The 13,960-nt window shown below is 68.3% G+C and carries 15 protein-coding genes and 1 riboswitch; of the genes, 7 read left to right on the forward strand and 8 right to left on the reverse strand.

Translation table 11 applies throughout. The annotated features are described in order from the left end of the window. The first annotated feature begins 7 nt into the window (after positions 1-7). Together ACXI0D_RS09495 and ACXI0D_RS09500 are read left to right on the forward strand one after the other, a co-directional pair. Positions 8-490 (forward strand): GAF domain-containing protein, encoded by a 483-nt coding sequence (locus ACXI0D_RS09495; RefSeq protein WP_004140850.1) that lies wholly within the window; start codon positions 8-10, stop codon positions 488-490. Then, positions 487-849 carry a TfoX/Sxy family protein gene (locus ACXI0D_RS09500; protein ID WP_101764882.1) on the forward strand — a complete coding sequence of 121 codons (363 nt, stop codon included), beginning with the start codon at positions 487-489 and terminating at the stop codon, positions 847-849. The genes ACXI0D_RS09495 and ACXI0D_RS09500 overlap by 4 nt, the downstream gene beginning before the upstream one ends. Positions 850-899: 50 nt before the next feature. On the opposite strand, the gene ACXI0D_RS09505 is transcribed toward ACXI0D_RS09500, so the two are convergent. Beyond that, positions 900-1,478 carry a histidine phosphatase family protein gene (locus ACXI0D_RS09505; RefSeq protein WP_032128728.1) on the reverse strand — a complete coding sequence of 193 codons (579 nt, stop codon included), beginning with the start codon at positions 1,476-1,478 and terminating at the stop codon, positions 900-902. 142 nt (positions 1,479-1,620) lie between these two features. Further along, positions 1,621-1,843: riboswitch (cobalamin riboswitch) on the forward strand. A gap of 115 nt (positions 1,844-1,958) precedes the next feature. On the opposite strand from ACXI0D_RS09505, the gene btuB reads away from it, so the two are divergent. Next, on the forward strand, positions 1,959-3,800 hold the full coding sequence (gene btuB, locus ACXI0D_RS09510) for a TonB-dependent vitamin B12 receptor (RefSeq protein WP_479642513.1): 1,842 nt from the start codon (positions 1,959-1,961) through the stop codon (positions 3,798-3,800). Positions 3,801-3,941: 141 nt separating this feature from the next. On the opposite strand, the gene gph is transcribed toward btuB, so the two are convergent. The 3 genes from gph to ACXI0D_RS09525 form a co-directional block, all read right to left on the reverse strand. Next, positions 3,942-4,598, reverse strand: a complete 657-nt coding sequence (gph, locus tag ACXI0D_RS09515; protein WP_479642514.1) for a phosphoglycolate phosphatase — start codon at positions 4,596-4,598, stop codon at positions 3,942-3,944. 76 nt (positions 4,599-4,674) lie between these two features. After that, positions 4,675-5,466 carry a class I SAM-dependent methyltransferase gene (locus ACXI0D_RS09520; RefSeq protein WP_101764879.1) on the reverse strand — a complete coding sequence of 264 codons (792 nt, stop codon included), beginning with the start codon at positions 5,464-5,466 and terminating at the stop codon, positions 4,675-4,677. Next, positions 5,463-6,392, reverse strand: a complete 930-nt coding sequence (locus tag ACXI0D_RS09525) for a LysR family transcriptional regulator (RefSeq protein WP_005415135.1) — start codon at positions 6,390-6,392, stop codon at positions 5,463-5,465. The genes ACXI0D_RS09520 and ACXI0D_RS09525 overlap by 4 nt, the downstream gene beginning before the upstream one ends. A 108-nt stretch (positions 6,393-6,500) precedes the next feature. Here ACXI0D_RS09525 and ACXI0D_RS09530 point away from each other — a divergent pair, with 108 nt between their 5' ends. Further along, positions 6,501-7,139: an NAD(P)-dependent oxidoreductase gene (locus ACXI0D_RS09530; protein WP_101764878.1), complete on the forward strand. Its 639-nt coding sequence runs from the start codon at positions 6,501-6,503 to the stop codon at positions 7,137-7,139. Between the two features lie 91 nt (positions 7,140-7,230). After that, complete coding sequence (locus ACXI0D_RS09535) at positions 7,231-8,142, forward strand: MBL fold metallo-hydrolase (protein ID WP_479642515.1); 912 nt, start codon at positions 7,231-7,233, stop codon at positions 8,140-8,142. A gap of 291 nt (positions 8,143-8,433) precedes the next feature. Here ACXI0D_RS09535 and dinB read toward each other — a convergent pair whose 3' ends face one another. Further along, positions 8,434-9,528: a DNA polymerase IV gene (dinB, locus tag ACXI0D_RS09540; RefSeq protein ID WP_479642516.1), complete on the reverse strand. Its 1,095-nt coding sequence runs from the start codon at positions 9,526-9,528 to the stop codon at positions 8,434-8,436. Between the two features lie 190 nt (positions 9,529-9,718). On the opposite strand from dinB, the gene fabA reads away from it, so the two are divergent. Both fabA and fabB read left to right on the forward strand, forming a co-directional pair. Next, positions 9,719-10,234 carry a 3-hydroxyacyl-[acyl-carrier-protein] dehydratase FabA gene (gene fabA / locus ACXI0D_RS09545; RefSeq protein ID WP_014035851.1) on the forward strand — a complete coding sequence of 172 codons (516 nt, stop codon included), beginning with the start codon at positions 9,719-9,721 and terminating at the stop codon, positions 10,232-10,234. Further along, positions 10,234-11,442, forward strand: a complete 1,209-nt coding sequence (fabB, locus tag ACXI0D_RS09550; RefSeq protein ID WP_101764874.1) for a beta-ketoacyl-ACP synthase I — start codon at positions 10,234-10,236, stop codon at positions 11,440-11,442. The genes fabA and fabB overlap by 1 nt, the downstream gene beginning before the upstream one ends. A gap of 36 nt (positions 11,443-11,478) precedes the next feature. Here the strand turns inward: fabB and ACXI0D_RS09555 are convergent, their stop codons facing one another. Genes ACXI0D_RS09555 through ACXI0D_RS09565 form a run of 3 tightly spaced genes read right to left on the reverse strand, consistent with a single transcriptional unit; the run spans position 11,479 to position 13,921 of the window. Next, positions 11,479-12,162 (reverse strand): HAD family hydrolase, encoded by a 684-nt coding sequence (locus ACXI0D_RS09555; RefSeq protein ID WP_479642517.1) that lies wholly within the window; start codon positions 12,160-12,162, stop codon positions 11,479-11,481. Beyond that, complete coding sequence (locus ACXI0D_RS09560) at positions 12,159-12,860, reverse strand: pseudouridine synthase (RefSeq protein WP_119007515.1); 702 nt, start codon at positions 12,858-12,860, stop codon at positions 12,159-12,161. Before ACXI0D_RS09560 ends, ACXI0D_RS09555 begins: the two co-directional genes overlap by 4 nt. After that, entirely contained in the window at positions 12,857-13,921 is a 1,065-nt protein-coding gene (locus ACXI0D_RS09565; protein ID WP_479642518.1) for a class I SAM-dependent methyltransferase, read from the reverse strand. The genes ACXI0D_RS09560 and ACXI0D_RS09565 overlap by 4 nt, the downstream gene beginning before the upstream one ends. Between the last annotated feature and the right edge of the window lie 39 nt (positions 13,922-13,960).

The following is a 13,960-nucleotide window of genomic DNA, read 5'->3' on the forward strand; positions in this document are numbered from 1 at the left end:
TGCGGGCATGTTCGCCAATGCCTCGCTCACCGGCAGCAAGCCGGAACAATACGCCCAGCTGCTGGAACAGGCCCGTGGCCTGGTCTACGCCGAGTCCGACCGCATCGCCAACGCGGCCAACCTCTCCGCACTGGTCTACCACGCCCTGCCCGACCTGAACTGGGTGGGCTTCTACCTGTATGACGGCAAGGAGCTGGTGGTCGGCCCGTTCCAGGGCCTGCCGGCCTGCGTGCGCATCCCGCTGGACAAGGGCGTGTGCGGTGCCGCCGCCAGCCAGCGCGTGACCCAGCGCGTGGACGACGTCGATGCCTTCCCCGGCCATATCGCTTGCGATTCGGCCTCGCGTTCGGAACTGGTGGTGCCGCTGCTGCGCGGCGATGAACTGATCGGCGTATTCGACATCGACAGCCCGAAGGTCGGCCGCTTCGACGCCGACGACCAGGCCGGCCTGGAAGCCATCGCCCGCGTGTTCGTCGAGGCACTTGGATGAGCGCGCCGAAGCTGCGCAACATCGGCCCCAAGAGTGCAGCCTGGCTGCGCCAGGTCGGCCTGCGCAGCCGCGAGGACCTGGTTGCGATCGGCGCGGTCGGCGCCTTCGTCAAGGTCAAGCGCGCGGGCTTCAAGCCCAGCCTGAACCTGTTGTACTCGCTGGAAGGCGCGCTGCTGGACTGCCACTGGCAGGAACTGAGCGAGCCGCAGCGTGAGGCGCTGGTGCAGGATTACGAAGCACGCATCGCCGCGCACCCTCTGAAGGCGGCCGGCCCCGCTTCGGGTCCGGTGCATGAGCAGCGTTTCGATGCCGACGATGACGCGGAAGACAGCGTGGCCGAGCACACCGACGAGGATTGAGGCACCCGCGTTCCTGGGCATGCCGGCCAGCGGCCGGCACTACCGTCGGGTCAGGGCTGCTGCAGCTCCAGCAGCTCGCCCACCAGCCCGACCTCGCCGCGCTCCAGCCACACCCGCAGACGGGTGCCGTGGTCGATGCGCAATGCCCAGCACAGCGACATCGGCAGGCCACAGACCTGCGACAGCACCATGCGCAGCGGGCCGCCATGACTGACCACCAGCGTCGGCACCGGATCATCATCATCGAGCAGGCGATCCAGCGCGCGCGCGATGCGCCGCTCGAAGTGGCCCCAGCTTTCACCGTTCGGCGGCGGGAATGCATGCGGATCGGCATGGAAGGCCGCCAGTGCGTCCTCCGGCAGGTCGAACAGCGACTGCCCGTCCCAATCGCCGAAATCCAGCTCTTCCCATTCCTCGTCCGCTTCCACGTCCAGCCCACGCGGGGTAGCCAGGGCCATCGCCGTGTGCAGCGAGCGGAGCCGTGGCGAACTGATCACCCGCTCCCACGGCTGCGCGGCGTAGGCATCGACCAGTTCCTGCGGCAGGCGGGCCAGCTGCGGTGGATCGCTGCGGCCATCGAGGAACTCATCGCGACCGTTGCCGGCGTGGCGGACCAGGTCGAGGATCATGCGTGCGTCCTGTACAGGCAACGCGGGAACAGCGGAAAACGGGCGGACATCGGCAACGGCACCACGGGATCGAGGGACCATTCTAAGGGCACAGCAAAGGCAGTCGAGCAGGCTCGACGCTACGGGCCGCCTGTGATGCCGTAGACTGCGCGCACTTCCAGGTGACCTGCGGCCACGGCCGGCAGGTTGAAACGGGAAGCCGGTGACGCGTGATGCCACGCCAGGCCGGCGCTGCCCCCGCAACGGTAAGCACGTCAGTTCCAGGCAACAACGCCACTGTGCCGCAGGCATGGGAAGGCGCCTGGACGGTGGCCTCGCGCCACCCGGCGGCAAGCCCGGAGACCGGCCAGGAAGCCTCAGGTCGCGATGCGGTGGGCATGGCGCTGGATGACCGCAGCCTGCGCTGCGGCGTCGGCGCATGCCTGCCTTCGCGGCTCCTCCCCTTCGCCACGCGGGCGTGCGTGGCACCTGGAGTCCCCCATGAAGCTGCAGTCCCGAATGCTGTCCCTGGCCGTGCTGGCCGCCCTGCCCGCGCTGGCCCAGGCCGCCGATGACACCACCGCGCTCGACCAGATCCTGGTCACCGCCACCCGCACCCCGATCGCCCTGCAGGACAGCATCGCGCCGGCGCAGGTGATCGACCGCGCGCAGATCGAATCCAGCCAGGCCACCTCGCTGCAGGAGCTGCTGCGCGGCCGTGCCGGCATCAACCTGACCAATGCCGGCGGCCTCGGCAAGCAGAGCTCGCTGTTCCTGCGCGGCACCAACTCGGGCCACACCGTGGTGCTGGTCGATGGCGTGCGCATCAACAGTGCCGACCTCGGCCTGGCCATGTACCAGGACCTGCCGCTGGCGCAGATCGAACGCGTGGAAATCGTGCGTGGCCCGCAGTCCAGCCTGTACGGCGCCGACGCCATCGGTGGCGTGATCCAGATCTTCATCCGCCGCAACCAGGGCGATTTTGCTCCGCACGTCCAGCTCGGTGGCGGCAGCAACGGCCTGCGCGAAGCCAGCGGCGGCATCGGTGGTGGCACCGAACGCGGCTGGTTCGGCGCCGACATCGCCTACCAGCATTCCGATGGCATCGATGCCTGCCGTGGCTCGGCGACGCTGTTCGCCGGCTGCTTCGCCGATGAACCCGACCGCGACGGCTACCGCAACCTGTCCAAGAGCCTGCGTGGCGGCTACACCTTCAACGACCAGTGGACCGTGGAAGGCAGCGCGCTGCGCGCCGACGGCAAGAACCACTACGACGGCTATTACAACTACTCCGAGACCCGCCAGCAGGTGCTGGCCGGCAAGGTGCGCTACACCCCGTCCGAGCGCCTGGCGTTCACCGCCAACGTCGGCCGCAGCGACAACGAGTCGGACAACTTCGGCGACTTCGGCGCACGCGGCAGCGCACAGACCCACCGCGACAGCGCCTCGCTGCAGGGTGACTTCACCTTGGCCGAAGGCCAGCTGCTGAGCACCGGCGTGGACTGGAGCGAAGACAACCTGGATGGCAGCAGCGCGGGCTACCTCGTCGACAGCCGCCGCAACACCGGTGTGTTCGTGCAGTACCAGGGCCGCTTCGGCCACCACCAGCTGCAGGCCAGCGCACGCAACGACGACAACCAGCAGTTCGGCAACCACGCCACCGGCAGTCTCGGCTGGGCGATGCAGCTGGACCACGGCCTGCGCCTCAACGCCAGCTACGGCACCGCGTTCAAGGCGCCGACCTTCAGCGACCTGTACGACCCGTGGAGCGGCGTGCCGACGTTGAAGCCGGAGAAGTCCAAGAGCGCCAACCTCGGTGTTTCGCAGCAGGGCCAGGGCTGGCATTGGGGCCTGGACGTCTATGAGACCCGCATCGATGACCTGATCACCTACGACGCGGCAACCTTCAAGATGCAGCAGGTGGAGAAGGCACGCATCCGCGGTGCCGAGCTGACCGGTGGCGTGCTGCTGGCCGGCTTCGACATCAACGCGCAGCTGAGCTACACCGACCCGCGCAACCGCACCCACGGCAGCACCCAGTTCGACAACTGGCTGCCGCGCCGTGCACAGCAGACCGCACGCCTGGACGTCGACCGCCGCTTCGGCGATTTCCGCGCCGGCCTGACCGTGCAGGGTGCGGGCAAGCGCTATGACGATGCGGCCAACGCAGTGAAGGTCGGCGGCTACGGCACGCTGGACCTGCGCGCCGAGTACGCGCTGACGCCGGAGTGGTCGCTGCTGGCACGTGCTGCCAACGTGTTCGATCGCCACTACGAGACGGTGGCGTGGTTCAACCAGCCCGGCCGCGAGTACCAGCTGAGCGTGCGTTACCAGCCGAAGTGAGCGCGACGGTCATGGTAGTGCCGGCCGCTGGCCGGCAACATCATGATCTTCGGCAGCGCATCCCGGGTTGCCGGCCGGCGGCCGGCACTACCCATTGCGTCGGCCCGGGTTACCGCCTGGCGACCAGGGATGTCCGTTGCATCAGCCCTGCAACCCCGGCAACTCACGCAGGTCGTCAATCACTGCCACGGCGTGCGCGGTGGCCAGGTCCAGGCCACGCGGGTAGCCGTAACGCACCAGTGCGATCGGCATGCCCGCATCTTCGGCGGCGCGGTAGTCGGTCAGCGAATCACCCACCATCAGGCAGGCATCGGCCGGCAGCCCGAAGTGCGCAGCGATATGCCGCAGCGGCTCACCGCTGGGCTTGCGCTGCGGCAGCGAATCACCACCCAGCACCAGCGCGAACGCATCACCGATGCCCAGGTGCTGCAGCAGCGGCGGCACCAGCGCTTCGGGCTTGTTGGTGCAGATCGCCAGCGGCACATGGCGTGCACGCAGCTGCGTCAGCGCGTCGGCCACGCCATCGAACAAGCGCGGGCTGCGCAGCAGGCACTCACGGTAGTGCACCATGAACACCGGCATCACTTCGGCCAGGTCGACCTCGCGATCGGCGGCATGCACGGCCTGCTCGACCAGGCGGCGCACGCCATCGCCGATCCAGCCCAGCACCGTGGCTTCCGGCACGCGTGCTACACCGATGTCCTCCAGCGTGCGGTTCAGCGCTTCAGCGATATCAGCCGCGCTGTCGACCAGCGTGCCATCGAGGTCGAACACGACCAGCGGATAGGGATACGACAAGGGACGGCACCTAGGGAACGTGGGGCCGTCCATTGTACGCCGCCGCTTTTTCCGCAGATCCTCCTGCCGCTGAGCCTCAGCCGATCCTGCGTGCGCGGGTGGCGAGGAAGGTGGGCAGATAGCGGTCGATCAGGAAGCGCGGCTGCGGCTGCCAGTCTTCCATGAAGCGGTCGATGACGAAGCCGGCATCCAGCTGCCCACCGATCAGTTCGGTCAGGCTGTGGCCGAAGGTCAGCGCATCGCCGCGGGCCAGCTTTGCCTCGCGCTCGGCCGGCGCGAGGTCTTCCAGGTCCGAATAGGGAATGGCGTACTGCGGCCGGATCAGACCCTGTGCATCCAGCTGCGGATCACGCGCACCGACGAACAGCACCGGGTTGTAGAAGCTCGCCATCAGCATCCCGTCGCGTGCCAGCACACGGCGGCATTCGGTCCACACCGGGCGCACATCAGGCACATACAGGTTCGAGATCGGGTGGAACACCACATCGAAACTGTCGTTGGCGAATACGTGCAGATCGCGCATGTCGCCCTGCACCGTGCGCAGCTGCAGGCCATCGCGCGCAGCGACCTGGCGGTCCTGCTCCAGCTGCCCGTCGGACAGGTCGAACACGGTGACGTCGGCGCCGGCCGCCGCAAGCACTGGTGCCTGCTGGCCACCGCCCGAGGCCAGGCACAGGATGCGGCGGCCGCGCACGTCGCCCAGCCAATCCAGTGGCAGCGCACGTGGGGTCAGATGCACCTGCCAGCGGCCTTCGCGCGCGGCGGCAATGGTTGAACTTTCCACCGGGCGCGACCATTCGCGCACTTCGCTGGCCTGGCGGTCCCAGGCAGCACGGTTGTGGTCGATCAAGGCCTGTCCATGGTTCATGTGTTCTCCTTGCCCGGTGGGCGCCAATCCAGATCCTGGAAGGCCGGGCTGGCGAAACACTCGGCCAGGTAGTCCAGGAATCGGCGCATGATAGCGGGCTGCTGGCGCCGTGATGCGTACACGGCATGAATGCCGAGTTCGTCCAGACTGAATCCGGGCAGCAGTTCGATCAGCTCGCCACTGCGCAGCAGCGGCGCCACCTGGTAGGTCGGCAGCATGGCGATGCCGGCACCGGCGCGCACCGCCTCCAGCAGCAGCGAGGCCTCGTTGGCACTGATGTTGCCGCCTACCGCCACCGACAGCGAACGACCGTCGCGGTGCAGCTGCCACAGGCTCTTGCCGACGTAGTGATGGGTCAGGCAGTTGTGCGCGGCCAGGTGCTCGGGAGCGGTCGGCGTGCCGCGTGCCTGCAGGTAGGACGGCGTCGCGCACAGCACCGAGCGGCAGGTGGCCAGCCGCCGTGCGATCAGGCTGGGGTCAATCTGGCGCGCGATACGCACCGCCAGGTCCACCCGCTCCTCCACCAGGTTCACCGTGCGGTCGACCAGCAGCAGTTCGATGCGTGCCGCCGGATGACGCGCAACAAAGCCGGCCACCGCCCGCGCCAGGTGGCTCTGCCCGAACGAGACGCTGGCAGTCACGCGCAGCGTGCCGTGTGGCTCGGGATCATCGCTGGCCAGCTCGCCCTGCAGTTCTTCGCCGATTGCCAGCATCTGCCGGAAGCGCGCCAATGCCGCTTCGCCCGGACCGGTCAGGCTGACCCGGCGCGTGGTCCGGTGCAGCAGCCGTGCACCCAGCCAGCCCTCGACCTCGGCCAGGTAACGGCTGACCATCGCCCGCGACATGTCCAGCACCTCGGCGGCGGCGGTGAGGCTGCCGCGCTCGGCGACCTCGACGAACACGGTCATGGCGGTCAATCGGTCCATATGCTCGATCCATGCAACAAACAAGCGCGTTATACGCTGTTTTTCGAGCGACTGTAGCGGCCTAGAGTGGCCCCATTCCCACCCCAAACCGCCCCACGGAGTCCTGCCATGAAGATCGCCCTCGTTGGTTCCACCGGCAACATCGGCCGCCAGATCGCCCGCCACGCGCTGGCCCGCGGCCACGAACTCACCGTCATCGTGCGCAGCGCACAGGACCTTCCGGCTGAACTGGCCGGTGCCCATCCGGTGATCGCCTCGCTGGATGACCCGGACGCGCTGGTCGCCGCCATCGCCGGCCACGACGTGCTGGCCAGCGCCTACGGCCCGCGCCCGGGCGATGACATCGGCCGCGTCGGCGAGGTCGCCGCACAGCTGGCCGCCGCCGCACGCAAGGCCGGTGTGCCGCGCCTGGTCGTGGTCGGTGGCGCCGGCAGCCTGGAAGTCGCGCCCGGCGTGCAGCTGGTCGATACCCCCACCTTCCCGGAGGCCTACAAGCCGTACGCACTGGCCCACCGTGAGGCGTTCAACCGCCTGCAGGCGGTGGATGACCTGGACTGGACCTTCTTCTCGCCGGCCGCCGAGATCGGCCCGGGCGAAGAGCGCGGCCAGTACCGCGTGCAGCCCAAGGCGTTCCTGGCCGATGCCAGCGGCCACAGCCGCATCAGCTACGCCGACTACGGCGCGGCGTTCGTCGCCGAGCTGGAAGCGCACGCGTATCCGAAGCAGATCATCACCGCGGCGTATTGATCCACGTGCGTCCCTTGTAGCGCCGAGCCCGCGCCCGGCGCTACGCGAACCTGCAGCCGGGCATTGGCTCGGCTCTACACAAGGAATTCCGATGCGTACCGCTGCCCTGCTGCTTCCCCTCGCCCTGGCCGCCAGCTTCACCAGTGCGCCGCTGCTGGCCGCGCCGGCCACCGCGGCGCCGGCCACGGCGACGAAATCCCAGCTGCACCTGCAGGCTTTCCATCCCGGCCCGCAGGCGATGTTCTCGGTGTCCTCGGTGCTGATCGAAGGCCGCCACGACGCGATCCTGGTCAATGCGCAGTTTGGTGCCAGTGACGCGCGCAAGCTGGTCGAGCTGATCCGCGCCAGCGGCAAGCAGCTGACCACGATCTACATCAGCCACGGCGATCCGGATTACTACTTCGGCCTGGCCACCGTGCAGGACGCGTTCCCGCAGGCACGCATCGTCGCCACCGCGCAGACCGTCGCCCACATCCAGCAGACCCAGGCCGGCAAGCTGGCCTACTGGGGACCGAAGATGGGTGCCGACGTGCCCGCGCGCATCGTGGTGCCGCAGGTGCTGGACGGCGATGCCCTGCAGCTGGAAGGCCAGCGCCTGCCGCTGATCGGCCTGGATGGGCCGACGCCGGACCGTACGGTGCTGTGGGTGCCGTCGCTGCGCGCGATCGTCGGTGGCATTCCGGTGGTGGCGGGCGAGCACGTGTGGATGGCCGACACGCAGACGCCGAAGTCACATGCCGACTGGCTGCAGACCCTGCAACGGCTGCAGGCGCTGAAGCCGAAGGTGGTGGTGCCGGGGCATTACGCGCCGGGTGCGGCGCTGGATGCCAGTGCGTTGCGCTTCACCGCGGACTACATCCGCGCGTTCGATGTCGAGACGGCAAAGGCCAAGGACAGTGCGGCGCTGGTGAAGGCGATGCAGGCGCGCTACCCGAAGCTGGACGGCGTGGCATCGCTGGAGCTGAGTGCGAAGGTGGCCAAGGGCGAGATGCAGTGGCCCTGAGGTAGGGAGTTTTCTTTTGCAGGGCTGCGCCCTGCATCTGCTCAATGCAACGGCAACAGCCGAAGCAACAGCTGGCTATCCGTGGGATGGCGAGGTGGGTCCGGTTGCGGGGGACGCCGTGAATCCGTCCATGGAGGCTCGGTCGCGCCATCCATGGCGCTCACGCCCCCGCAACCGGACCCACCTCGCCTTCGACAGTTCTCTGCGATCTGTCTGGATGGCATGTCTGCGCAACCTGTCTGGATGGCATGACCCGCTCTTGGTGGGTGTCGACCTTGGTCGACACGAAGATCAGCCAGGTGGGGACTCGTTCGGCCCGTGCTCGAACAACTCCCCCTGCACCACCGGCTCCTTTTCGCGGAAGCCACCGAGTCCGACACCCACCAGCCGGTAGCGGGTCTCCGCCGGCAAGTCGACGCGGGCGCGCAGGGCCAGGGCGATGTCGCGCAGTTCTTCCATCGACTCGGGCGGGCGCTCGGGGGTGAAACTGCGGGTGAGGATGCGGAACTGCGCGGTCTTCAGCTTCAGCACCACGGTGTGGCCGACGCGCTCGGTCTTGCGCGTGGCATTCCAGGTCTTCTCCGCCAGCTGCACGATCGCCTCGCCCAGGTCTTCCAACGGCAGGTCCTCGGCGAAGGTGTCCTCCGAGGAGATCGACTGCACCTGCTGGTCCGGTTCCACCGGGCGCTCGTCGATGCCGCGTGCGCGGTTGTACAGGCTGCGGCCGAAACTGCCGAACGCCTCTTCCAGGTCGATCAGTGCCCACTGCCGCAGGTCGCCGCAGGTGACGATGCCGCGCGCGGCCAGCTTGCCTTCCATCACCTTGCCGACGCCGGGTACCCGGTTCACCGGCAGTGGCAGCAGGAAGGCGTCCACCCGCTGCGGCGGAATCACGAACTGGCCGTCGGGCTTGCGCCAGTCCGAGGCGATCTTGGCCAGGAACTTGTTCGGCGCGATCCCGGCTGAAGCGGTCAGGTGGGTTTCCTCACGGATCTGGGTGCGGATCGTGCGGGCGATGTCGGTGGCCAGTTCGATGCCGCTCTTCGGCTCGGTCACGTCCAGGTAGGCCTCATCCAGCGACAACGGCTCGACCAGGTCGGTATGGCGCAGGAAGATCTCGCGTACCTGGCGTGACACCGCCTTGTAACGTGCGAAGTCCGGCGGCACGAAGATCGCATCCGGACACAGGCGTTCGGCACGCAGCGCCGGCATCGCCGAACGCACGCCGAACACGCGTGCCTCGTACGACGCCGCGCACACCACCGAACGCGCACCACGCCATGCCACAACCACCGGCTTGCCGCGCAGTGACGGATCGTCGCGCTGCTCCACCGACGCGTAGAACGCGTCCATGTCGACGTGGATGATCTTGCGCAGTCGGGTCATGTCAGGCGGAAAGGGCGGGGGCGGGCCGGGCGGGCCACACGCCGAAGTATGGTCGTTGCACATCAACAGGATGCGCGTATTCCCTTGAAAACACTACGGTTGCGTACGGTTGAAATGTTTGATCGGGGCAGTTTCCACGGGCATCCTCGAGCGCTTGTTTCCCGTTTCCCCGCTTCCAGGATTGTGCTTCATGACCCGTCTCCACGCGTTCAACCGCGAACAGCTGCTGGCCAGCGCACGCGGTGAACTGTTCGGCACCGCTGCCGGCCGTTTGCCCAACGATCCGATGCTGATGTTCGACCGCATCACCGACATCCACGAGGACGGCGGACCGCACGGCAAGGGCATGGTACGCGCCGAGCTGGATATCCGCCCGGATCTGTGGTTCTTCGGCTGCCACTTCATCGGCGACCCGGTGATGCCCGGCTGCCTGGGCCTGGACGCCATGTGGCAGCTGACCGGCTTCTTCCTGACCTGGCTGGGTGCCCCCGGCAAGGGCCGCGCACTGGGCTGCGGCGAGGTAAAGTTCACCGGCCAGGTACTGCCGGACGCCAAGCTCGTGCGCTACGAGATCGACATCAGCCGGGTCATCAACCGCAAGCTGGTGATGGCCCAGTCGGACGCCCGCATGTACGTGGATGACCGCGAAATCTACAGCGCGCGCGACCTGCGCGTCGGCCTGTTCACTGAAACCGGGAGCTTCTGATGCGTCGCGTTGTCATCACCGGCATGGGCATCACGTCCTGCCTCGGCAATGATCTGGATACCGTTTCGACCGCGCTGCGTGAAGGGCGCTCGGGCATCACCCTGCTGGCCGACCATGCCGATGCCGGGCTGCGCAGCCAGGTTGGCGGCCGTGTCGACCTCGACCTGGACGCATTGATCGATCGCAAGCAGAAGCGCTTCATGAGCGATGCGGCAGCCTTCGCCTACCTGTCCATGCGCGATGCCATCGCCGACGCCGGGCTCAGCCCCGAGCAGGTCAGCAACCTGCGTACCGGCCTGATCGCCGGTTCCGGTGGCGGCTCCAGCGAGTGGCAGATTGGTGCGGTCGACCTGCTGCGCGAACGTGGCGTACGCAAGGTCGGCCCGTACATGGTGCCGCGCACGATGTGCTCGACGGTCTCGGCCTGCCTGGCCACGGCCTACCAGATCAAGGGCGTCAGCTACTCGCTGTCCGCCGCCTGCGCCACCTCGGCGCACTGCATCGGCGCCGCCGCGGACATGATCCGCCACGGTGCGCAGGACATCATGTTCGCCGGTGGTGGCGAAGACCTGCACTGGTCGATGAGCGTGATGTTCGACGCGATGGGCGCACTGTCGACCAGCTTCAACGAAACCCCGGCCAGCGCCTCGCGCCCGTACGACAAGGACCGCGACGGCTTCGTCATCGCCGGTGGCGGCGGCATGCTGGTGCTGGAGGATTACGACCACGCCGTCGCGCGCGGTGCGCACATCCATGCCGAGCTGATCGGCTATGGCGTGACCTCCGATGGCGCCGACATGGTCGCCCCGTCCGGTGAAGGCGCGGTGCGCTGCATGAAGATGGCGCTGCAGGGCGTCGATCGCCCGCTGGACTATCTCAACACCCACGGCACCTCGACCCCGCTGGGCGACGTCACCGAGCTCAACGCGATCCGCGAAGTGTTCGGCGACGCGGTGCCGCCGCTGTCCTCGACCAAGGCGCTGTCCGGCCATTCACTGGGTGCGGCCAGCGTGCACGAGGCGATCTACTGCCTGCTGATGATGCGCGATGGCTTCGTCGCCGGTTCGGCCAACATCGGTGAGCTGGACCCGAAGGTGGTGGATTTCCCGATCCTGCGCGAGAGCCGCGAGCAGAAGCTGGACACCGTGATGTCCAACAGCTTCGGCTTCGGTGGCACCAACGCCGCGCTGGTGTTCGGGCGCGTGTGACTGGGCAGGTGTGCCGACCAACGGTCGGCACCCACCTTATTTCGGCAGCAGCGGCAACAGCAGCGCGTGCGCGTCCACCAGCGAGCCGACGATGCGGTGGCCCAGTGCGCGCAGCTCTTCATCCGGATGCACCAGGTCCGGCACCTGGATCACGGTCATGCCTGCGGCCAGCGCTGCACGCGTACCGGCCGGTGAATCCTCCAGCGCCAGGCAGCGCTCGGGCGCCTGGCCCAGCCGCTGCGCGGCCAGCAGGTAGATGTCCGGCGCCGGTTTCGGCCGCGCCACGTCGCCACTGGTGATCACGGCATCGAAGTACGGCAGCAGGCCGGCAGCGGCCAGCTTGCGATTGGCGCGCGGCTGCCCCGTGGTGGTCGCCACCGCACGCGGTACCGCATGCGCCTTCAGCAGCTCCAGCAGCTCCAGGATGCCCGGCCGCAACGGCAGCCCGGTCTGCGTGCGTGCTTCGTACAGTTCATGGCATCGTGCCGCCACCGCGTCGATCACGCTGTCCTCGATGCCCTGCGCGCGCAGCAACGCATGCGTATCGCGGTCGCCGAGGCCGACCATGCGCAGGAACACCGCCTCGTCCAGGCCCAGCCCGAATTCGTCGGCGGCCTCGCTCCAGCAGGCCAGCGAGACCCGCTCGCTGTCGATCATCAGGCCGTCCATGTCGAAGATGACGGCGTCGGGGAGGAACGGCAGCGCAGCGATGGTGGTCATGGAGCGAACAGCGTGTCCAGGTCGGTGGAAGTGAGCTGCCGCCATTGCCCTTCGTCCAGTCCCTGCAGGTCCAGCCCGCCGACGCGGCTGCGGTGCAGGGCCTGCACGTGGTTGCCGGTGGCGGCGAACATGCGGCGTACCTGATGGTAGCGGCCTTCATGCAGTACCAGGCGCGCACGACGCGTATCCAGCACTTCGAGTTCAGCCGGCAGCAGGGGGGTCTTCTCGGACTCCAGCATCAGCGTGCCGCTGGCGAACAGCGCCACTTCGTCGCCGCGCAGGTCGTCGCTCAGTTCCACTTCGTAGACCTTGGGCAGCTTCGACTTCGGCGAGATGATCCGGTGCAGCAGGCCGCCATCGTCGGTCAGCAGCAACAGGCCGCTGGTCTCGCGGTCGAGGCGACCCACGGTGGACAGCACCGGATCACGGTCGCGGAAGCGCGGCGGCAGCAGGTCGTAGATCAGGCGGCCGGTGTCCTTGGTCGAACAGGTGTAGCCGGCGGGCTTGTGCAGCGCGATCGAGAGCCCCACCGGCGGGTCCAGCGGCTCGCCATCGACGCGGATCGCCTCGTGCGGCACCTGGTCATCGGCGTACAGCACTTCGCCGTCGGCGTCGGTGACGCGGCCTTCGCGGAACATCCACTGCACCTGCTTGCGGCTGCCATAGCCCAGGTTGGCGATGAGCTTGACCAGCTTCACTTGCCCTTCCCCTTCACTGCTTCAACCAGCTTGAAACCGTCGCGCTCGGCAACCACGCGCACCGCACCGAAGCTGTCGTTGAGGGTGTGCTCGTACGGCAGGTGGCGATTGGCCACCACGTACAGGCGCCCGCCCGGGCGCAGCGCCTGCGCGGCCACGGCGATGAAGCGCTGGCCGATGTCCGGGCGGTCGGCACGCGACGGCGTGTGGAACGGCGGGTTGCTGATGATGACGTCGTAGCCCGGCTCGATGCCGGCGGTGACGTCCTGCCACAGGAAGCGCAGCGGCAGCGCGCGCGGCGGCGGCGCCAGATTCAGTTCGGCCAGGGCCAGCGCGCGCTGCTCGGCCTCGTACAGATCCAGCGCGGTGATCTTCGGGCAGCGTTCCAGCAGCTCGCGCGACAGATAGCCGTAGCCGGCGCCAAGGTCGGCGGCGCGGCCGGCCAGGTCGGCCGGCAGGTGCTCGGCCAGCAACGCCGATGCCGGATCGATGCGGTCCCAGGCGAACACGCCCGGGCGGCTGAGGAAGCGGCCGCCCATGATCGGGCGCACCGCATCCAGCGCCGACCAGCGCTTGGCCAGGTCGGCGTCGTGCTGGCCCTGCAGCGGGGCGGTCCAGTACACGCGGCAGTGGTTCTTGGTCAGGCAGCCACCGAGGCCGGTCAGCTGCTTGAGGTCGCCCTCACCGGAGCGCGCGCCTTCGTTGTTGGACTGGCAGGCAACGATAGGGCCGCCTTCGGCGACCAGCGCCAGCGCGCGGGCGAACAGCGCACGGGCTTCTTCACGCTGGCGCGGCGGCAGCACCAGCACCAGCGGGTAACGGCCCTTGCCGGCCACATCGTCCAGCTGGCCGCTGACGGTCCAGCCGGCGGCCTGCTGCAGCGGCTGCGCGAACGGGGCGAAGCTCTGTTCGCAGTGCACTTCGCGGTTGCCGGCCGCTTCGCGCAACGGCCAGCCATCGCGGGCACGCAGGAAGGCCACCGGGCCCTCCGGCCAGCGCAGGGCGCCTTGGGAGAACGGCAGGAGCAGGGTCTGCAGGGGGGCGTCGTCGCTGGAGGCCATCGGCGCGGGTACTTCAAGCGTGAGGGCCGTCCATTGTAC

The sequence above is a fragment of the Stenotrophomonas sp. C9D9 genome, from assembly GCF_056491205.1.